This window comes from Xanthomonas sp. SS (assembly GCF_014236835.1).
Lineage (GTDB): Bacteria > Pseudomonadota > Gammaproteobacteria > Xanthomonadales > Xanthomonadaceae > Xanthomonas_A.
Map to the genome: position 1 here is coordinate 3857404 of NZ_CP051190.1, position 18318 is coordinate 3875721.

22 protein-coding genes are annotated in these 18318 nt (G+C 65.9%); 3 read left to right on the forward strand and 19 right to left on the reverse strand.

Going from position 1 to position 18318, the window contains the following annotated elements; translation table 11 throughout:
• Positions 1 to 4 precede the first annotated feature (4 nt).
• Both HEP74_RS16065 and HEP74_RS16070 read left to right on the forward strand, forming a co-directional pair.
• The gene (locus tag HEP74_RS16065) at positions 5 to 487 is read left to right on the forward strand and encodes a DUF2127 domain-containing protein (protein WP_185813729.1); all 483 of its coding nucleotides are present in this window, start codon (positions 5 to 7) and stop codon (positions 485 to 487) included.
• A gap of 87 nt (positions 488 to 574) precedes the next feature.
• On the forward strand, positions 575 to 2182 hold the full coding sequence (locus tag HEP74_RS16070; RefSeq protein WP_185813730.1) for an amidase: 1608 nt from the start codon (positions 575 to 577) through the stop codon (positions 2180 to 2182).
• 215 nt (positions 2183 to 2397) lie between these two features.
• Here the strand turns inward: HEP74_RS16070 and HEP74_RS16075 are convergent, their stop codons facing one another.
• Both HEP74_RS16075 and HEP74_RS16080 read right to left on the reverse strand, forming a co-directional pair.
• On the reverse strand, positions 2398 to 3567 hold the full coding sequence (locus HEP74_RS16075; protein WP_185816667.1) for a mechanosensitive ion channel family protein: 1170 nt from the start codon (positions 3565 to 3567) through the stop codon (positions 2398 to 2400).
• A gap of 510 nt (positions 3568 to 4077) precedes the next feature.
• Positions 4078 to 5475 carry a class II 3-deoxy-7-phosphoheptulonate synthase gene (locus HEP74_RS16080; RefSeq protein ID WP_185813731.1) on the reverse strand — a complete coding sequence of 466 codons (1398 nt, stop codon included), beginning with the start codon at positions 5473 to 5475 and terminating at the stop codon, positions 4078 to 4080.
• Between the two features lie 225 nt (positions 5476 to 5700).
• Here HEP74_RS16080 and HEP74_RS16085 point away from each other — a divergent pair, with 225 nt between their 5' ends.
• Positions 5701 to 7836 carry a TonB-dependent receptor gene (locus HEP74_RS16085; protein WP_185813732.1) on the forward strand — a complete coding sequence of 712 codons (2136 nt, stop codon included), beginning with the start codon at positions 5701 to 5703 and terminating at the stop codon, positions 7834 to 7836.
• Between the two features lie 270 nt (positions 7837 to 8106).
• Here the strand turns inward: HEP74_RS16085 and HEP74_RS16090 are convergent, their stop codons facing one another.
• The 17 genes from HEP74_RS16090 to rplN form a co-directional block, all read right to left on the reverse strand.
• Positions 8107 to 8619, reverse strand: coding sequence for a disulfide bond formation protein B (locus HEP74_RS16090; RefSeq protein ID WP_185813733.1), 513 nt, complete (start codon positions 8617 to 8619; stop codon positions 8107 to 8109).
• Positions 8620 to 8796: 177 nt separating this feature from the next.
• Positions 8797 to 9183 (reverse strand): 50S ribosomal protein L17, encoded by a 387-nt coding sequence (gene rplQ / locus HEP74_RS16095; protein WP_003470628.1) that lies wholly within the window; start codon positions 9181 to 9183, stop codon positions 8797 to 8799.
• A 299-nt stretch (positions 9184 to 9482) separates the two neighbouring features.
• Positions 9483 to 10481 (reverse strand): DNA-directed RNA polymerase subunit alpha, encoded by a 999-nt coding sequence (locus HEP74_RS16100; RefSeq protein ID WP_003470629.1) that lies wholly within the window; start codon positions 10479 to 10481, stop codon positions 9483 to 9485.
• A gap of 50 nt (positions 10482 to 10531) precedes the next feature.
• Complete coding sequence (gene rpsD / locus HEP74_RS16105) at positions 10532 to 11161, reverse strand: 30S ribosomal protein S4 (RefSeq protein WP_010340454.1); 630 nt, start codon at positions 11159 to 11161, stop codon at positions 10532 to 10534.
• 14 nt (positions 11162 to 11175) lie between these two features.
• Positions 11176 to 11568: a 30S ribosomal protein S11 gene (rpsK, locus tag HEP74_RS16110; RefSeq protein ID WP_179570576.1), complete on the reverse strand. Its 393-nt coding sequence runs from the start codon at positions 11566 to 11568 to the stop codon at positions 11176 to 11178.
• A gap of 9 nt (positions 11569 to 11577) precedes the next feature.
• Positions 11578 to 11934 (reverse strand): 30S ribosomal protein S13, encoded by a 357-nt coding sequence (gene rpsM, locus HEP74_RS16115; protein ID WP_145701687.1) that lies wholly within the window; start codon positions 11932 to 11934, stop codon positions 11578 to 11580.
• Between the two features lie 340 nt (positions 11935 to 12274).
• Positions 12275 to 13645, reverse strand: coding sequence for a preprotein translocase subunit SecY (gene secY / locus HEP74_RS16120; protein WP_179570575.1), 1371 nt, complete (start codon positions 13643 to 13645; stop codon positions 12275 to 12277).
• Positions 13646 to 13652: 7 nt separating this feature from the next.
• Positions 13653 to 14096: a 50S ribosomal protein L15 gene (gene rplO / locus HEP74_RS16125; protein WP_185813734.1), complete on the reverse strand. Its 444-nt coding sequence runs from the start codon at positions 14094 to 14096 to the stop codon at positions 13653 to 13655.
• 6 nt (positions 14097 to 14102) lie between these two features.
• Positions 14103 to 14294: a 50S ribosomal protein L30 gene (gene rpmD / locus HEP74_RS16130; protein WP_057649282.1), complete on the reverse strand. Its 192-nt coding sequence runs from the start codon at positions 14292 to 14294 to the stop codon at positions 14103 to 14105.
• Positions 14287 to 14832 carry a 30S ribosomal protein S5 gene (gene rpsE / locus HEP74_RS16135; protein ID WP_104557639.1) on the reverse strand — a complete coding sequence of 182 codons (546 nt, stop codon included), beginning with the start codon at positions 14830 to 14832 and terminating at the stop codon, positions 14287 to 14289. The genes rpmD and rpsE overlap by 8 nt, the downstream gene beginning before the upstream one ends.
• A 157-nt stretch (positions 14833 to 14989) precedes the next feature.
• A complete protein-coding gene (rplR, locus tag HEP74_RS16140; RefSeq protein ID WP_003470642.1) occupies positions 14990 to 15349 on the reverse strand; it encodes a 50S ribosomal protein L18 in 360 nt (119 codons plus the stop codon).
• A gap of 88 nt (positions 15350 to 15437) precedes the next feature.
• Positions 15438 to 15965 (reverse strand): 50S ribosomal protein L6, encoded by a 528-nt coding sequence (gene rplF / locus HEP74_RS16145; RefSeq protein WP_185813735.1) that lies wholly within the window; start codon positions 15963 to 15965, stop codon positions 15438 to 15440.
• 16 nt (positions 15966 to 15981) lie between these two features.
• A complete protein-coding gene (gene rpsH, locus HEP74_RS16150) occupies positions 15982 to 16380 on the reverse strand; it encodes a 30S ribosomal protein S8 (RefSeq protein ID WP_003470646.1) in 399 nt (132 codons plus the stop codon).
• Positions 16381 to 16639: 259 nt separating this feature from the next.
• A complete protein-coding gene (rpsN, locus tag HEP74_RS16155) occupies positions 16640 to 16945 on the reverse strand; it encodes a 30S ribosomal protein S14 (protein ID WP_179570573.1) in 306 nt (101 codons plus the stop codon).
• Between the two features lie 111 nt (positions 16946 to 17056).
• The gene (gene rplE / locus HEP74_RS16160; RefSeq protein ID WP_145701692.1) at positions 17057 to 17599 is read right to left on the reverse strand and encodes a 50S ribosomal protein L5; all 543 of its coding nucleotides are present in this window, start codon (positions 17597 to 17599) and stop codon (positions 17057 to 17059) included.
• Between the two features lie 11 nt (positions 17600 to 17610).
• Positions 17611 to 17928 (reverse strand): 50S ribosomal protein L24, encoded by a 318-nt coding sequence (rplX, locus tag HEP74_RS16165; protein WP_009607346.1) that lies wholly within the window; start codon positions 17926 to 17928, stop codon positions 17611 to 17613.
• A gap of 15 nt (positions 17929 to 17943) precedes the next feature.
• Positions 17944 to 18312, reverse strand: coding sequence for a 50S ribosomal protein L14 (rplN, locus tag HEP74_RS16170; protein ID WP_003486699.1), 369 nt, complete (start codon positions 18310 to 18312; stop codon positions 17944 to 17946).
• Positions 18313 to 18318 lie beyond the last annotated feature (6 nt).

Sequence of the window (18318 nt, forward strand, 5' to 3'; positions counted from 1 at the left end):
TCCCGTGGCCAGCAAGAAGGCGTACAACCCGGATCCGCATGCGCATCCGGGCCTGCACCTGATCGCACTGCTGGAGGCCGGCAAAGGCCTGCTGGCGGTGCTCGCGGCCACGGGTCTGGAACTGATGGGTCCGCTGCCGCTGCGTGCGGCGGTGGGCCGGCTGATCGTCCGCTTCAGCCTGGACCCCGAGCACGGCGCGCTGCCGTCGCTGCTCACCATGATCAATCCCGGCGCGGTGCATCTTGCCGCCGCCGGCATGCTCGCCTACGGCGTGCTGCACATCGTCGAAGCCTGGGGCCTGTGGCGCGCCAAGGCCTGGGCGTCGATGCTGGGCTGCATCTCCGCCGCCATCTATCTGCCGTTCGACATCTACGCGATCGTGCGCCATCCCGGCTGGGCCGCATGGGCGGTGCTGGCGATCAACCTCGCCGTGGTCGGGATCCTGGCCCGCGACCTGGTCCGGCGCCGGCGGCGTCCCGCGCACTGAGCGCATGCGGGCAAACGCCCGCACCGGTTTGCCAATCCCCATAGCGCTGCGTAGCCTCCTGGAGAACGACTCCCGGGGAATGCGCCGATGCGTCTGCTGCCCGTCCTGTTGCTGTGCGGCGCCCTCGCCGGCTGCCGGCACGCCGCGCTGCCCGACACCACCGTCGCCACGCCGCCGCCCACGTCGGCCGCGTTCGCCCATGCCGAAGCCGACATCGCCACGCTGCAGGCGCAGATGGCGCGCGGCACGCTCGACAGCGCCAGCCTGACCGCGGCCTACCTGCAGCGGATCGATGCGTTGGACCGGCAAGGACCGGCGCTGCACGCGCTCATCGAGCGCAATCCGCACGCCCTGGACGAAGCCCGGCAGCTGGACGCCGAACGCCGCGCCGGGCATCTGCGCGGCCCGCTGCACGGCATCCCGCTGGTGCTGAAGGACAACATCGATGCGCGACCGATGGCCAACTCGGCAGGCTCGCTGGCACTGGCCGAGTTCCATCCGCCGCACGACGCCTTCCTGGTGCAGCGCCTGCGCCAGGCCGGCGCGGTGATCCTGGGCAAGAGCAACCTCAGCGAGTGGGCCAACTTCCGTTCCAGCAAATCCAGCTCGGGCTGGAGCGCGCGCGGCGGGCAGACCCGCAACCCGTACGTGCTCGATCGCAACCCCTGCGGCTCCAGCGCCGGCACCGGCGTGGCGGTGTCGGCCAATCTGGCCACGGCCGGCATCGGCACCGAGACCGACGGCAGCATCGTCTGCCCGGCCGCGGTGAACGGCCTAGTCGGACTGAAACCGACCGTGGGCCTGGTCAGCCGCGACGGCATCATCCCGATCTCCGCCAGCCAGGACACCGCCGGGCCGATGACCCGCAGCGTGGCCGATGCGGCGACGCTGCTGAGCGTGCTGGCCGCACCCGACACTGCCGACCCGGCCACCGCCGCGGCACCGCGCCCCTCCGGCTACGACTACGCCGCGCATCTGCGCCGCGACGCGCTGCGCGGCGCGCGCATCGGCCTGCTGCCCTCGCCGCTGACCCAGACCCCGGACATCGCCGCGACGCAGGCGCGCGCGGTCGCCACGTTGCGCGCCGCCGGCGCCACCGTGGTCGATGCGCAGATCCCCACCGCAGGGCAATGGGACGACGCCGAACTGAGCGTATTGCTGACCGAGTTCAAGGCCGGGCTGGAGCATTACCTCGACACGCGCCAGGCGCCGCTGCGTACCCTGGCGCAACTGATCGCGTTCAATCGCGCGCATGCCGAGCGCGAGCTGGCGCATTTCGACCAGGCCCTGTTCGAACAGGCGCAGGCCACCCGCGGCCTCGACGACCCGGCCTACCTGCAAGCGCGGGAGAAGGCGAAACGCCTGGCCGGCCCGGACGGCATCGATGCGGCGCTGCGCGCGCAGCGGCTGGATGCGCTGATCGCGCCGACCACCGGCCGCGCCTGGAAGACCGACCCTGTCGGCGGCGACGACTTCCCCGGCGCCAGCTACGGTGCGGCCGCAGTGGCCGGCTATCCGAGCCTGACGGTGCCGATGGGCGCCAGCGACGGCCTGCCGCTGGGCTTGGTGTTCATCGGCGGCGCCTGGAGCGAACCGCGCCTGATCGAACTGGGCTACGCCTACGAACAGCGCAGCCGCGCACGCACGCCGCCGACATTCTTGCCGATGCTGCCGCAGACCACGGAGCATCCGTAAAGCGGATAGCGCCGCAACGGCGCCAAGGCGCACCCCATCGACAGGGGTTGGCGAAGAACGCCCCTGTAGGAGCGGCTTCAGCCGCGACCGAGACTTACCAGGAAAGCGCCGGTCGCGGCTGAAGCCGCTCCTACAGGTTTGAGAATCCACGCGTCACCAACAACGCGTGGACACTGCAGGCGCCTGCCGCAACGACGACACGACGCAACGCGACGCTATGCCGTATCCGGCCGCGGCGCGTCCGGATCCTGCGCCACTGTCGCCGCCGGCGCGCCATCCTCGGCGCCGGGCGAGCGCATCGCCGCCGAGTCGCTGGTCGTCGATGGCGGCCGCGGGGCCGCGCGCGCGGTGTCCGAGGAAATCTCCGCGCGCATCCTCGGCAAGGCATATGGATGTTCGCGGGTCAGGAAATCGATCATCCGTTCGCGCACGATGCAGCGCAGGTCGAACGCATCGCCGGAGTTGCGCGCGCTGACCAGCAGGCGCACCTGGATCGTGCTCTCGCTGGTCTCGGTCACCTGGGTCACGCAGACGCGGCCATCCCACAGCGGTTCGCTCTTGCAGATCCGCTCCAGTTCGGCGCGCAGCTGCGGCATCGGCGTGCGGTAATCCAGCCACAGGAACGCGGTGCCGAGCAGATCGGCGCTGCTGCGCGTCCAGTTCTGGAACGGGTTCTCGATGAACCAGGTCAACGGCACCACCATGCGCCGCTCGTCCCAGATCCGCACCACCACGTAGGAACTACCGATCTCCTCGATGCGGCCCCACTCGCCTTCGACGATGACCACGTCATCGAGCCGGATCGGCTGGGTCAAGGCGATCTGCAGGCCGGCGATCAGGTTGCCGAACACCGGCTTGGCGGCGATACCGGCGACCAGGCCGATGATGCCGGCCGAGGCCAGCAGCGTGGTGCCGATCTGCCGCACCGCCGGGAAGGTCAGCAGCACCACCGAGGTGCCGAGCAGGATGATCGTGCCCATCGCCACCCGTGCCAGCACCCGGGTCTGGGTCTGGATGCGCCGCGCGGTCAGATTGTCGGCCACTTCGATCGGGTAGCTGCGCAGGATCGCCTTTTCCAGCGCGGCGGCGCCGCGCACCAGCAGCCAGGTCACGCAGCCGATCATGCCGATATGCAGCAGATGCTGCAGGTCGGTCAGCGCGCGCTCGTCCAGCGGCGTGGATTCCAGCGCGAAGCTGAGCATCAGCATCGGCAGCAGGAATGCCATCGGCACGCTGAGTACGCGCACGATGCGCGCGCGCCGGTAGTCGCGCCCGCGCATGCGCTGCGCGATGCGCAGCAACAGCCACCAGGCGAGGAAGCCGAGCACTACCGCGGCGCCGATCGGCAACGTGTAATCGCGCCACGGGATCCAGTCGAGATCCAGGTTCAAGATGCGCTCCTTGAAGAGGGGAGGAGTCGCGACAGTGTGACAAAGCAAGCATAAGCATCGTGTCGAGCGCTGCGGCCGGTACGAACCGCGTCGTCATCGCGAGGCGCGCGCACGGCGCACATCCGAGACAGGCTCATCGCCGGCGAGTAGTGCCCCGTTCCTGGCGCAGTCCATGACCGATGTGCGCGATCGCATCGTGCGGGGTTCCTGCCCGGCGACAAGCACTCGCCAACGGCCTGCAGCAGTCGCCGCAGTTGGTGCGTCTTCAGTTACGAAGCTGGATGCAGCAGACACTGCGCCTGCCAGGGCCCGATGCGCCGACATCACCAACCAGCACCACCAGTCCCGCATCGCAGGCCGCGACACGTGCACACGGCAGCTGCATTCGCGGTGCCGGATATCGACGACTTCAAGCGCATCAACGAAACCCATCGCCGCAACACCGGCACCTGGCGCACGCAGCGCACCAGCAAGCGCGCTGCGGCGACCGTGGGTGCACCGCCGTCAGTCCGTCGTCAGCGGCACGCTGCGCCCGTTCTGCTTGCGCACGATCGCCAGCGCGATCTCCAGCGACTGCTCGTAGTTCAGGCGCGGATCCACGCTGGAGCGATAGGCCCGCTCCAGGTCGCGCTCGGTCAGCTCGCGCGCGCCGCCGGTGCATTCGGTGACGTCTTCGCCGGTCAGCTCCAAGTGCACGCCACCCAGCCGCGTGCCGGCCGCGGCGTGGATGTCGAACGACTGCTCCACCTCGCCCAATACGTTGTCGTAGCGCCGCGTCTTGTAGCCGTTGCTGGTGCTCTCGGTATTGCCGTGCATCGCATCGCACACCCACAGCACGCGACGGCCGTCGCGCTTCACCGCATCCAGCAACGGCGGCAGCTTCTGCGCGATCTGTGCCGCACCCATGCGGTGGATGAAGGTCAGCCGGCCCGGTTCGTCCTCGGGATTGAGCACGTCGATCAGGCGCAGCAACTGGTCCGGCTGCGCCGACGGCCCGACCTTGATCGCGATCGGATTGCGGATGCCGCGGAAATATTCCACGTGCGCACCGTCCAGCGCGGCGGTACGCATGCCGATCCACGGATAGTGCGTGCTGAGGTTGAACCAGCCCCACTGCCGCGGCACCTCGCGGGTTAGCGCTTCCTCGTACGGCAGCAGCAGCGCTTCGTGCGAGGTGTAGAAATCGACCCGGTTGAGGTTGTACAGCTGCGCGCCGGACAGCGTCTCCATGAAGCGCACCGCATCGCCGATCGAGGACACCATCTTCTGGTAGTCCTCGGCCAGCGGCGAATAACCGACCCAGCTCAGGTTCCAGTACTCGGGATGGTGCAGGTCGGCGAAGCCGCCATCGATCAGCGCGCGCACGAAGTTCATCGTCATCGCCGAACGCGAGTGCGCGGTGATCATCCGCCGCGGATCGGGCACGCGCGCCTGCGCGGTGAACTCCGGGCCGTTGACCACGTCGCCGCGATAGCTGGGCAGGGTCACGCCATCGCGGGTTTCGGTATCGGCCGAGCGCGGCTTGGCGTACTGGCCGGCGTAGCGGCCTACGCGCACCACCGGCAGGCGCAAGCCGTGCACCAGCACCAGGCTCATCTGCAGCAGCACCTTGAGCCGGTTGGAGATCGTGCCGGACTCGCAATCGCTGAAGTTCTCCGCGCAATCGCCGCCCTGCAGCAGGAACCGCTTGCCTTCCTGCGCCTCGGCCAGCTGCTTCTTCAGCGCGAAGATCTCCCACGAGGTGACCAGCGGCGGCAGGTGGCGCAATTCGCCCAGCGTCGCTTCCAGCGCCTGCGCGTCCGGATACACCGGCATCTGCAGCGCGGGTTTGCCGCGCCAGCTTGCGGGCGCCCAGGACGGTGAAGCGGATTCGGGCGCGGCGGCGGGGACGGACAGGTTCATGAAAGGACTCCTTGGCAACCTGCGATGTTCGCAGAGCCTGGCCGCGACGCAAAGCACTGCGTGACGCGCTTGCGCAGCCGTGGCCGCAACCGGCGCCGGGACATGAACGCCAGGCAAAGCGCGCAAGCCGGCCATGACTTCCGACCTACGCCAGCGCTGTCACGAAAGTAGAATGTTATTACATAACAAGCTTACTCCCCTTCCATTCCAGGTCTCGCCCTCGCCATGACGCCCCGCCCCCTCTCCACCGCCATCGCCCTTGTCCTGCTGGCCGCACCCGGCTTCGCGCTCGCCGCCGATGCGGTTACCGCCGACACCGGCCCCGAGCGCACCACCGATCTGGATGCGGTCACCGTCACCGCCAAGCTGGAGGCGGCGCGCAACGCGCTGTCGCCGGACATCGGCAGCAGCCAGTACTCGATCACGGCCGAGGACATCGATCGCTTGCCGCTGGGCGCCTCCACCCCGCTCAACCAGGTACTGCTGCAGGCGCCGGGCGTGGTCCAGGATTCCTACGGCGGCATCCACGTGCGTGGCGACCACGCCAACCTGCAGTACCGCATCAATGGCGTGCTGATTCCCGAGTCCATCTCCGGCTTCGGCCAGAGCCTGGACCCGCGCACGATCAAGAGCATCAAGCTGCTCGACGGCGCGCTGCCGGCGCAGTTCGGCGATCGCACCGCGGCAGTGGTGGACATCACCACCAAGAGCGGCGTGGAACTGGGCAACGGCGGCAGCGTCGGCATCACCGGCGGCTCCTACGGCACGCTCAATCCGAACGCCTCCTGGTGGGGCAGCAGCGGCCGCTGGAGCTGGTTCGTCACCGGCGACTACGAGCAAAACAAGCTCGGCCTGGAGAATCCGGTCAACAGCCGCGACCCCGAACACGACAAGACGCATCAGGGCAAAGGCTTCGCCGACCTCAGCTACCTGATCGACGAGAACACCCGACTCAGCCTGCTGGTCGGCTACGCCAACAACCGCTTCCAGATCCCGAACAATCCCGGGCAGACCCCCGCCTACGATTACCTCGGCAGCACCGACTTCGATTCGTCCAAGCTCGACGAGAACCAGCGCGAGAACACCCGCTTCGGCACCCTGGTGCTGCAGGGTTCGCTCGGCGCCACCAGCTACCAGCTGTCGGCCGGTCAGCGCTACAGCAGTGTCGCGTTTTCGCCCGATGTCGCCGGCGACCTGATCTTCAACGGCGTCGCCTCGCAGGTGGACCGCAGCAACCGCGCCAACACCGTGCAGGCCGACTTCTCCACTCCGCTCGGCGACGCGCACACGCTGCGCTACGGCGTGTACGGCAACTTCGAACATGCCGTCGCCAGCAACAATTCCTATGTGTTCCCGGCCGATGCCGACGGCAACCAGACCAGCAACGCGCCGGTCTTCATTCCCGACGCCAGCCGCTTCCACGCCAGCACCTACGCGGTTTATCTGCAGGACGAATGGAAGATCGGCAACGACTGGACCGTGAACTACGGCGTGCGCGGCGACCGCTACAAGGCGTTCGGTACCACCGAAGGCCAGCTCAGCCCGCGCCTGGGCGTGGTCTGGCAGGCCAGCGCCGACACCACCGTGCATGCCGGCTATGCGCGCTACTTCACCCCGCCGGCCAGCGAACTGATCTCCACCAGCGACATCGCCCTGTACGACGGCACCACCAACCAGCAGTCCACCGCCGGCGGCGCGACCACGCCGCTGAGCGAGCGCAGCGACTACTACGACATGGGCATCTCGCAGGTGGTCAACGAGCACCTGACCCTGGGCCTGGACACCTACTATCGCAAGGCCGACCGCCTGCAGGACGAAGGCCAGTTCGGCGCCGCCTACGTGTATTCCACGTTCAACTACCGCTACGGCCGCATCCGCGGCGCGGAGTTCAGCGCCGACTACAGCAACGGCCCGGTCACCGCCTACTTCAACGTCGCCTACAGCAAAGCGATGGGCAAGCGGGTCATGACCAGCCTGTACAACTTCGATCCGGACGCGCTGGCCTACGCCTATGACAACTGGATCCACCTGGACCACGACCAGAAGTTCACCTCCTCCGGCGGCATCAGCTACGCGATCGACGACGCCAGCCGGATCGGCGCCAACTACCTGTTCGGCAGCGGCCTGCGCACCGATACCGCCACCGTGCCCAACGGCGCCGAGCTGCCCTCGTACTTCCAGCTGAACCTCAGCGCCGGCCACGACTTCGCGCTCAGTGCGCATCCGCTGCACGCGCAAGTGGCGGTGCTCAACGTGCTCGATCGCGCCTACCAGCTGCGCGACGGTGGCGGCATCGGCGTGTTCGCCCCGCAATGGGCGCCGCGCCGCGGCGTCTACCTGAGCCTGCAGCAGGACTTCTGAGGCGGATGCGCAACCAGGCCGCGCCCGCGACGGGTCGGCCTGGATGCGTGGATGTATTCATGCATGGATGGGCGTAGCGCAGCGATCGTTCGCAGCGGGCTGCGCCGCCGCTGCCCGCGGATTCACGCCATCCATTTACCGCCTACAGCACCGTGTAGGAGCGGCTTCAGCCGCGACAGGGCCTTACCGATAGCGACTGTCGCGACTGAAGTCGCTCCTACAAGGGCGCTCACTCCCAGCCGACGGCAAGGCGCGCAGCACGCGAAAATCTCAGTGCAGCGAACGCCGCCGGGCCTTGAACCCGGCATACAGCGCGAACAGCGCCAGCGCCACGAAGCAGATCAGGCACCACATCGGCATCGACAGGCCGAGGAAGCGCCAGTCGATATTGCCGCAGTTGCCGGTCCCGGTCAGCACCCGGCGCAGCACTTCGAACGGCCCCATCGTCTCGCGCAGGAAGCTCAGCGGCGGCCCGCAGGAGGCCATCGGATCGGGAAACAACTGCACCGACACGTGCTTGGTGGAAATGCCGGCGCCGATGGCCGCGGCCAGGAACGCCAGCACGCCGTACACCTTGCGCCCGCCGCTGCGGGACGGCCCGTGCAAGGCGCCGAGCAGGAACAGCAGGCCCAGCGCGGCGAACGCGATGCGCTGGAAGATGCACAGCGGACAGGGCTCGATGCCGAGCTGCACCTGCACGTAGATCGCATAGCCCAGCAGCCCGGCACAGATCAGAAAGCCGAACAGGAACTGCGCGCGGAAACTCCAGCGTAACGGGTTCATCGGGTCGGGCTCACATGAACGGTGCGCGCATTATCCGCCATCGCCCGCCTCGCCACCATGTGCCGTGCGTCCTTGGGTGCAGCGAACGCGTCGGCACGTGCGCGGCGCAAACCGATGCCTTCAGACGCAAAAAAGCCCGGACATGCCGGGCTTCTTGCTGACGCGGTGCGGGCGGATTTACTCGGCCACTTCCTCGGCGATCGCGGTCGGGCGATCGACCAGCTCGACGTACGCCATCGGCGCGTTGTCGCCGGCGCGGAAGCCGCACTTCAGGATGCGCAGGTAGCCGCCCGGACGCGACTGGTAACGCGGGCCCAGCTCGACGAACAGCTTGCCCACCGCTTCCTTGTCGCGCAGGCGCGAGAAGGCCAGACGGCGATTGGCGACGCCATCGACCTTGGCGATGGTGATCAGCGGCTCGGCGACGCGACGCAGTTCCTTGGCCTTCGGCAGGGTGGTCTTGATCAGCTCGTGCTTGAACAGCGAGGCCGCCATGTTGGAGAACATCGCCTGGCGATGGGCGCTGGTGCGGTTGAACTTGCGGCCGGATTTCTGGTGACGCATGGTCTTGGTTCCTATGGATATGGAAAGTTGAAACTGCTGGAGATCGCTGTCGCCGTCCTGGCGTTGAACAATGGACTGCGGATGGTCCGAGCCGGCCGTCCCTGACCGGACAACGCCGCGGGCTTGAAGACCCGTCGGCGTAGTGGTGCAACTGATGCGGCGCGAGGCGCCGCGAAGGCGCCCCTGCTTCCCTCCCTGGCGGTCTTACCTGGACTCCGTGGAGTCCTGCCCGGCCATCCATGACCGGACCTGCAGCGTCCGTGGCCGGTGCCGGTGCGGCATCGGCCAGGTGCGGCTGCTTAGCCGAGCATGCCGTGCTGGGCGACGCCGGCCGGCGGCCAGTTCTCCAGCTTCATGCCGAGCGACAGGCCACGCTGGGCCAGCACTTCCTTGATCTCGGTCAGCGACTTCTTGCCGAGGTTCGGGGTCTTGAGCAGTTCCACTTCGGTCTTCTGGATCAGATCGCCGATGTAGTAAATGCTCTCGGCCTTCAGGCAGTTGGCCGAACGCACGGTCAGTTCCAGATCGTCGATCGGACGCAGCAGCACCGGATCCACGCCGTTGCTGGCCGGCTTGGCCGCGCCACGGTCGCGATGGGTGAAGTCGCCGAACACCGACAGCTGGTCGCTGAGGATGTCGGCGGCGGTGCGCACGGCTTCCTCGGCATCGATCGTGCCGTTGGTCTCGATGTCCAGGACCAGCTTGTCCAGGTCGGTACGCTGCTCCACGCGCGCGGACTCGACCGCGTAGGCGACGCGACGCACGGGCGAGAACGACGCATCCAGGATCAGGCGACCGATGGTGCGGGTCTCCTCGTCCGGACGGCGACGCGCGGCGGCCGGCTGGTAGCCGAAGCCACGCTCGATCTTCAGACGCATGTTGATCGCCATGTCCTTGGTCAGGTGGCAGATCACGTGGTCGTTATTGAGGATCTCGACGTTGTGGTCGGTCTTGATGTCGGCGGCAGTGACCGTGCCCGGACCCTGCTTGGACAGCGACAGCGTGGCGCTGTCGCCGGTGTGTATGCGGATGGCCACGTCCTTGAGGTTGAGCAGGACATCCAACACGTCCTCCTGCAGCCCTTCGACCGTGGTGTACTCGTGCAGCACGCCGTCGATCTCGACTTCGGTGATCGCGAAGCCGGGGATCGAGGACAGCAGCACGCGACGCAGGGCATTGCCCAGCGTGTGCCCATACCCGCGCTCCAAGGGCTCGATTACGACCTTGGCGCGGTTGTCGGTAAGGCGTTCGATCTGCGGCCCACGGGGGCGCAGAACCTGGTTGGCGGTAACCGTCATGTTGCGGGTTCTCCTGACGAGCCTCCGTTGCCGGAGGCTCTCCAATGTGATTACTTCGAATACAACTCGACGATCAGCGCTTCGTTGATGTCAGCAGGCAGGTCCGCACGATCCGGCACGGCCTTGAAGATGCCGCTGAACTTCTTCGAATCGACCTCGACCCAGGACGGGTTCAGGTCGTGCGTTTCGGCAACGGTCAGCGCTTCCTGCACGCGAAGCTGCTTCTGCGCCTTTTCCGACAGGGCGATCGCATCGCCGGCCTTGACCTGGTACGAGGCCAGGTTCACCGACTTGCCGTTGACCAGCACGCCACGGTGCGACACCAGCTGGCGCGCGGCCGGGCGGGTGACGGCGAAGCCCATGCGGTAGACGACGTTGTCCAGGCGGGTTTCCAGCAACTGCAGCAGGTTCTCGCCGGTGTTGCCCTTCTTGGTCGAGGCCTTCTTGTAGTAGTTGCGGAACTGACGCTCCAGCAGACCGTAGATACGCTTGACCTTCTGCTTTTCGCGCAGCTGGGTGGCGTAGTCGGACAGCTTGCCCTTGCGGGCGGTCGCGCCGTGCTGGCCGGGCTTTTGCTCCAGCTTGCACTTGGAGTCCAGCGCACGCGCCGGGCTCTTGAGGGAAAGATCGGCGCCTTCACGGCGCGCGAGCTTACAGGTAGGACCGATATAACGAGCCATTTCTTATCGCTCCTTTAGACGCGACGCTTTTTCGGCGGACGGCACCCGTTGTGCGGGATGGGCGTCACGTCGATGATGTTGGTGATCTTGTATCCGACGTTGTTCAACGAACGGACGGCGGACTCGCGACCCGGACCCGGGCCCTTGATGCGCACTTCCAGCGACTTCACGCCGTAGTCGAGCGCAGCGCGCCCGGCCTTTTCGGCGGCAACCTGCGCCGCGAACGGCGTGGACTTGCGCGAACCGCGGAAACCAGCGCCACCGGAGGTCGCCCAGGACAATGCATTGCCCTGACGGTCGGTGATGGTCACGATGGTGTTGTTGAACGAAGCGTGGACGTGGGCGACGCCGTCGGTGACGACGCGCTTGATCTTCTTCTTGGTTTTTGATGCTGCGGGCTTAGCCATGTCTGTCCCTTACTTCCTGATCGCCTTGCGCGGGCCCTTGCGGGTGCGGGCGTTGGTGCGGGTGCGCTGACCACGCAGCGGCAGGCCACGACGATGACGCAGGCCGCGGTAGCAGCCCAGGTCCATCAGACGCTTGATGGCGATGCCCACTTCGCGACGCAGGTCGCCTTCGACGATGTACTTGCCGACTTCGAGGCGCAGGCGCTCGATTTCCGGTTCGGACAGGTCACGGATCTTGGTGGTCGAGGTCACGCCTGCGGCTTCGCAGACCTTCTTCGAACGGGTACGGCCGATGCCGAAAATGCTTTGCAACCCGACCCAGACGTGCTTCTGGGCTGGCAGGTTGACGCCTGCAATACGCGCCATGACGCGGTTCTCCAACTGAGTGATGGCCCGACGGCGCACTATGGCGCCATCCGGCAGGATGGATCAAAAAGTGAACTTGTAAGTCTAGCAAGGTCTCGGGTTACATGGAAGCCCGTGGAACCTTTCGGTTCCGCAAGCCCGGCATGGGGAGTGTGCCCATGCTCCGGCGCCGGACGTCGTTGGCCAGGGTGAGGATCCACCTCGGCCGCCCGCGCTACTCCAGCGCAGGACCACCACGTCGCACCCACGCACGAGACCGCTGCATGGGCCGCCCTTCAAGTGGGAAGACTGCGCCCGGGAACCGGGGGCGCCTTCACCGAAGGAAGTCAAATTATAGCAATCAACCGCGGGCGAAACCGCCGCCGCGCGAGCCACCCTTGAGGTTGGCCTTTTTCAACAGGCTTTCGTACTGGTGCGACATCAGGTGCGCCTGGATCTGCGCAATGAAGTCCATCACCACCACGACCGCGATTAGCAGCGAGGTGCCGCCGAAATGGAACGAGGTGCCAAGCTGCGCGCGCATGATTTCCGGCAACAGACACACGATCACCAGGTACAGCGAGCCGGCAGCGGTCAACCGGGTCAGCACGCCGTCGACGTAGTCGGCGGTGGCCTTGCCCGGACGGATACCCGGGATCAGCGCGCCGGACTTCTTCAGGTTGTCCGCGGTTTCCTGCGAGTTGAACACCAGCGCGGTATAGAAGAACGCGAAGCCGATGATCAGCGCGGCGAACACGATCATGTGCACCGGCTCGCCCGGGCCAAGCGCATTGGCGATGCGCTGCAGCCAGCTGCCGAAGGTGCTGTTGGAGGCGGCCTGGCCCGACCACATCGACAGCGTCGCCGGGAAGGCGAGGATGCTCGAGGCGAAGATCGGCGGAATCACGCCAGCCATGTTCAGCTTCAGCGGCAGGAACGAGGTCTGGTTCATGTATGCGTTACGGCCGCCTTGGCGCCGCGCGTAGTTCACCGTGATCCGCCGTTGCCCGCGCTCGACGAACACCACGAACAGGGTGAAGGCGAGGATGGTCAGCACGATCAGCAACAGCGAGATGAAGCTCATGTTGCCGTCGCGGTAGGCTTCCACGGTCTGGATCGACGCGGCCGGCAGCCCGGCGACGATGCCGGCGAAGATGATCAGCGACACGCCGTTGCCGATGCCGCGCTCGGTGACCTGCTCGCCGACCCACATCAGGAAGATGGTGCCGGCGGTCAGCGCGATCACCGCGGTGAGCACGAAGCCCATGCCCGGCGCGTACACCACCGGTGCGCCGCCCGGTGCGGTCTGGTTCTGCAGCGCCAGCGCGATACTGCCGCCCTGCACCACCGCCAGAAGCACCGCGCCGATGCGCGAATACTGGGTGATCTTGCGTCGGCCGGATTCGCCTTCCTTCTGCATCGCCTTCAGCGACGGGAAGATGTGCGTGGCCAACTGGATCACGATCGATGCCGAGATGTACGGCATCACGTTCAGCGCGAAAATGCTGAAACGGTGCAGGGCGCCGCCCGAGAACATGTTGAACATGTCCACGATGCCGCCGCCCTGCGCCTGCATCAGCGCAAGCATGGCTTCGGGATTGACGCCCGGCACCGGCACGTAGCAGCCGATGCGGTAGACGATCAATGCGCCGAGAACGAACAACAGGCGCTGGCGAAGTTCCGTGAACTTGCCAAGCCCGCCGCCGAGGTTACCCATGCCAGCCTGCGCCATCTGCGTGTTACTCCTGCACGCTGCCGCCGGCAGCTTCGATTGCCACCTTGGCACCGGCGGTCGCGGCGATGCCCTTGAGCACGAACTTCTTGCTCAGCTCGCCCTTGAGGACGACCTTGGCCTTCTTCGCGGTGCTCGGGACCAGCTTCGCAGCGCGCAGCGCGGCGAAATCTATCTCGCCTTCCGGCAGGTTGTCGAGCTGGTAGGACAGCACTTCGGCGGTGTCCTTGGCCATCTTGGAACGGAAGCCGATCTTCGGCAGACGGCGCTGCATGGGGGTCTGGCCGCCTTCGAAACCGGCCTTGATCTTGCCGCCGCCCTTACGCGCGAACGAACCCTTGTGGCCGCGGCCGCAGGTCTTGCCCAGGCCCGAACCGATGCCGCGACCGACGCGGGTGCGCTCGGTACGCGCGCCGGGGGCCGGCTTCAGATCATTGAGTTGCATAGTCATGGTCGCTTATTCCTCAACCTGGACGAGGTAGTGAACCTTGTTGATCAGGCCGCGTACCTGCGGGCTGTCCTTCAGTTCACGCACATCGTTGAGCTTGTTCAGGCCCAGCGCACGCACCGACAGGCGGTGACGCGACTGGGTACCACGAAGGCCGCGCACCAGGCGCACCTTCACCGTCTTGTTGGACTCATTAGCCATGGTTGAGTTCCTCCACCTTCTTGCCGCGCTTGGCCGCAATGCGCGACGGCGACTGCATGTCTTCCAGGCCGCGCAGCGTGGCGCGCACCAGGTTGATCGGGTTGCGCGAGCCGACGGCCTTGGCCAGCACGTTCTTGACGCCGACCGCTTCCAGCACGGCGCGCATCGCGCCGCCGGCGATGACGCCGGTACCTTCCGAGGCGGGCATCATGAACACGCGCGCCGCACCGTGGCCGGACTTCACCGGGTGCCACAGGGTGCCGTTGTTCAGATCGATGTTGAGCATGCCCTTGCGCGCATATTCCATCGACTTCTGGATCGCGACCGGCACTTCGCGCGCCTTGCCGTAACCGAAACCGATCTTGCCGTTGCCGTCGCCGACCACGGTCAGCGCGGTGAAGGTGAACTGGCGACCGCCCTTGACCGTCTTGCTGACGCGGTTGACCGCGACCAGCTTTTCGATCATGCCATCGTCGACTTTCTCTTCGCGGTTGCGGTCGCGATCACGACCCCGCGGTGCACGCTGTTCTTCAGCCATTGTGTATTCCTTGGTAGTTGAAAGATTTACGGCTTGCATGCCGCTTGTAGTTGTTGACTGGAACCGTGTTCCCCGGACGCGCGCACAAGGCGCGCCAAGGTCCGATGCAGCCCGCATCGGCAGGTCGGGCGCGGCGTGGACGCCGCACCCGCAAGGATCAGAACTGCAGGCCGCCTTCGCGCGCGGCGTCGGCCAGCGCCTTGATGCGGCCGTGGTAGCGGTAGCCCGAGCGGTCGAAAGCGACCTTCTCGATGCCCGCGGCCTTGGCGCGCTCGGCGATCAGCTTGCCGACCTTGACGGCCGCCTCGCTGTTCTTGCCGCTCTTCAGGCCGTCCTTGACGTCGGCCTGCAGGGTGTTCGCCGCAGCGATCACCTTGGAGCCGTCGGCAGTGAAGACCTGCGCGTACAGGTGCTGGCCGGTGCGCAGCACCGACAGGCGCGCGACGCCGAGTTCGCGGATGTGCGCACGGGTCGACTTGGCGCGACGCAGGCGGGCGATGTTCTTGTTGATGGTCATGTCTGTGTCCTACGGAAGCTGAAGGAAGCGGGGCTTTTCGTTTGGGAGCCCGGCGATGGACGGCCGGACTCCCAGCGGATGGGCCTACTTAGGCCTTCTTGGCTTCCTTGCGAATGATGGCTTCACCGGCGTACTTCACACCCTTGCCCTTGTAGGGCTCCGGCGGACGGAAACCGCGGATCTTGGCGGCGACTTCGCCGACGCGCTGCTTGTCGGCGCCCTGCACCACGATCTCGGTCTGAGTCGGGGCGGTCAGGGTGATGCCTTCCGGCGCCTTGAACACGACCGGGTGCGAGAAACCGAGCGCCAGGCTCAGATCCTTGCCCTGCATCGTGGCGCGGTAACCGACGCCGACCAGCTCGAGCTTGCGCTCGAAGCCTTCGGACACGCCGTGCACCATGTTCGCCAGGATCGCGCGGACGGTACCGGTGATGGCGATCTGCGACGGGTCGTTCGCCGACAGCGTGGCGACACCGTTTTCCTGGTTGATTTCGACGCCAGCCGGCTTGATCAGCGACAGGGTGCCCTTCGGGCCCTTGACGCTCACCAGCTCGGGCTGGACATTCAGTTCGACGCCCTTCGGGAGGGAAATCGGCTTCTTGGCTACGCGGGACATTTACTTACTCCTTCCCTTAGGCCACGAAGCACAGGACTTCGCCACCGACGCCGGCCTGACGGGCCTGCGCATCGGTCATGATGCCCTTGGACGTGGAAATGATGGCAACGCCCAGGCCGCCGAGAACCTTCGGCAGTTCGGCCTTACCGCGGTACTGACGCAGACCCGAACGGGACACGCGCTTGAGCGTATCGATGACCGGACGGCCCTCGAAATACTTCAGCACGATTTCCAGCTCGGACTTGTTGTTCTCGATCGGGTTGACGCGCAGGTCGCCGATATAGCCTTCGGCCTTCAGCACTTCTGCGATCGCTACCTTGATCTTGGAGGACGGCATTTTCACCGTCGGCTTGCCAACCGCGGCCGCATTCTTGATGCGGACCAGCAGGTCGGCGATGGGATCAGTCATGCTCATGGTGTCTACCTTTGAGTGCACCGATATCCGCTTTCGCGAAAATCTTGTGATGTGAAGCTGTGGAATGAAGCGGTGATATGCAGCGTGAAGCGTCCTGGAGAAGGCCAGGGCCTACCGCGACTCGCCCTGCTAGGCGCAGGCAAGGAGCGGGATTATACGACAAAAAGTCCGACTTGCGTCGGACTCGTTGACGGAACAGCAAGCGGGCGGGCGACCGCCCTGCCCCGGGCTCCGCGAACGGAGCCGGGACCGCCGGTTGTTACCAGCTGGCCTTGCGCAGGCCCGGCACGTCGCCGTTCATCGTCGCCTTGCGCAGCATGTTGCGGCCGAGGCCGAACTTGCGGTACACGGCGCGCGGACGACCGGACAGCTCGCAACGGGTGCGCTGGCGGCTCGGCGACGAATCGCGCGGCAGCTTCTGCAGCTTGACCACCGCGTCGGCCTTCTCGTCGTAGGACGAGCTGTCGGCGGCGATGATCTTCTTCAGCGCGTCGCGCTTGTCGGCGAACTTCTTCGCCAGCTTCTTCCGCTTGATGTCGCGGTTGACCATGGAGGTCTTTGCCATCTGTAAATCCTCGGGATTCGAGATTGGGGATTGGAGAGTCACAGGAGCCGGGACATGGTGGGGCAGCGCCCTTCCAATCCCGGATCCCGAACCCCGAATCCCGGCTGTCAATCAGTTACGGAACGGGAACTTGAACGCTTCGAGCAACGCCTTCGCTTCGGCGTCGGTCTTGGCGGTGGTGGTGATGGCGATATCCATGCCGCGGATCGCATCGACGGCGTCGAAGTCGATTTCCGGGAAGATGATCTGCTCCTTCACACCCATGTTGAAGTTGCCGCGACCGTCGAAGGAGCGACCCGACACACCACGGAAGTCGCGCACGCGCGGCAGCGAGATGTTGATCAGGCGATCCAGGAACTCGTACATCTTGGCGCGACGCAGCGTGGTCTTGCAGCCGATCGGCCAGCCATCGCGGATCTTGAACGACGCCACCGAGATACGCGACTTGGTGACCACCGGCTTCTGGCCGGAGACCTTGGCCATGTCGGCCACGGCGTTTTCCAGGATCTTCTTGTTCGTCGCCGCCTCGCCCACGCCCATGTTCAGGGTGACCTTGACCAGCTTCGGCACTTGCATCGGATTGGTGTAACCGAACTTCTTCATCAGAGCCGGTACCACTTCTTCCTTGTAGATCTTTTCGAGACGGGAATTCATTGTGTCATTCCTCAGGCGTCGAGCGCCTCACCGCTGGAGCGGAACACACGCAGTTTGCGTCCATCCTCCAGCACCTTGAAGCCAACGCGCTCGCCCTTGCCCGTTGCCGGGTTGACGATCGCCACGTTGGAAATATGGATCGACGCTTCACGCTCGACCACGCCGCCGGCAACGCCTGCCTGCGGGTTCGGCTTGGTGTGGCGCTTGACGATGTTCGCGTTGGAGACGATCACCCGATCGCCGTCGACGCGGACGATTTCGCCCTGCTTGCCCTTGTCCTTGCCGGTAGTGACGACAACCTGGTCGCCCTTCTTGATACGGTTAGCCATGTGTATGTCCTCCGCTCACAGCACTTCAGGAGCGAGCGAGACGATCTTCATGAACTTCTCGGAACGCAGCTCGCGGGTAACAGGCCCGAAGATGCGCGTGCCGATCGGCTCCTGCTTGTTGTTGAGCAACACCGCAGCGTTGCCGTCGAAGCGGATCAGCGAACCGTCGGGACGACGCACACCCTTGCGGGTACGCACCACGACGGCGTCGTAGACTTCGCCCTTCTTGACCTTGCCGCGCGGGATCGCGTCCTTGACGGTGACCTTGATGATGTCGCCAATGTGCGCGTAGCGGCGCTTGGAGCCGCCGAGCACCTTGATGCACATCACTTCCTTGGCACCGGAGTTATCGGCGACATCGAGGTAGCTCTGCATCTGGATCATGATTCA

Coding starts and splice junctions, on each gene's coding strand:
- rplO (WP_185813734.1), bottom strand. CDS start 14,096: ATGACTATGCAACTCAATGATCTGAAGCCGGCCCCCGGCGCGCGTACC.
- rpsK (WP_179570576.1), bottom strand. CDS start 11,568: ATGGCTAAGCCCGCAGCATCAAAAACCAAGAAGAAGATCAAGCGCGTC.
- HEP74_RS16080 (WP_185813731.1), bottom strand. CDS start 5,475: ATGAACCTGTCCGTCCCCGCCGCCGCGCCCGAATCCGCTTCACCGTCC.
- rplQ (WP_003470628.1), bottom strand. CDS start 9,183: ATGCGTCACCAGAAATCCGGCCGCAAGTTCAACCGCACCAGCGCCCAT.
- rplF (WP_185813735.1), bottom strand. CDS start 15,965: ATGTCCCGCGTAGCCAAGAAGCCGATTTCCCTCCCGAAGGGCGTCGAA.
- rpsH (WP_003470646.1), bottom strand. CDS start 16,380: ATGAGCATGACTGATCCCATCGCCGACCTGCTGGTCCGCATCAAGAAT.
- HEP74_RS16085 (WP_185813732.1), top strand. CDS start 5,701: ATGACGCCCCGCCCCCTCTCCACCGCCATCGCCCTTGTCCTGCTGGCC.
- rpsE (WP_104557639.1), bottom strand. CDS start 14,832: ATGGCTGAAGAACAGCGTGCACCGCGGGGTCGTGATCGCGACCGCAAC.
- rpsD (WP_010340454.1), bottom strand. CDS start 11,161: ATGGCTCGTTATATCGGTCCTACCTGTAAGCTCGCGCGCCGTGAAGGC.
- rpmD (WP_057649282.1), bottom strand. CDS start 14,294: ATGGCTAATGAGTCCAACAAGACGGTGAAGGTGCGCCTGGTGCGCGGC.
- HEP74_RS16090 (WP_185813733.1), bottom strand. CDS start 8,619: ATGAACCCGTTACGCTGGAGTTTCCGCGCGCAGTTCCTGTTCGGCTTT.
- rplR (WP_003470642.1), bottom strand. CDS start 15,349: ATGACCATCAACAAGAACATCGCCCGCCTGCGTCGCGCCAAGTCGACC.
- rpsN (WP_179570573.1), bottom strand. CDS start 16,945: ATGGCAAAGACCTCCATGGTCAACCGCGACATCAAGCGGAAGAAGCTG.
- rpsM (WP_145701687.1), bottom strand. CDS start 11,934: ATGGCGCGTATTGCAGGCGTCAACCTGCCAGCCCAGAAGCACGTCTGG.
- secY (WP_179570575.1), bottom strand. CDS start 13,645: ATGGCGCAGGCTGGCATGGGTAACCTCGGCGGCGGGCTTGGCAAGTTC.
- HEP74_RS16070 (WP_185813730.1), top strand. CDS start 575: ATGCGTCTGCTGCCCGTCCTGTTGCTGTGCGGCGCCCTCGCCGGCTGC.
- rplN (WP_003486699.1), bottom strand. CDS start 18,312: ATGATCCAGATGCAGAGCTACCTCGATGTCGCCGATAACTCCGGTGCC.
- HEP74_RS16100 (WP_003470629.1), bottom strand. CDS start 10,481: ATGACGGTTACCGCCAACCAGGTTCTGCGCCCCCGTGGGCCGCAGATC.
- rplX (WP_009607346.1), bottom strand. CDS start 17,928: ATGGCTAACCGTATCAAGAAGGGCGACCAGGTTGTCGTCACTACCGGC.
- rplE (WP_145701692.1), bottom strand. CDS start 17,599: ATGAATTCCCGTCTCGAAAAGATCTACAAGGAAGAAGTGGTACCGGCT.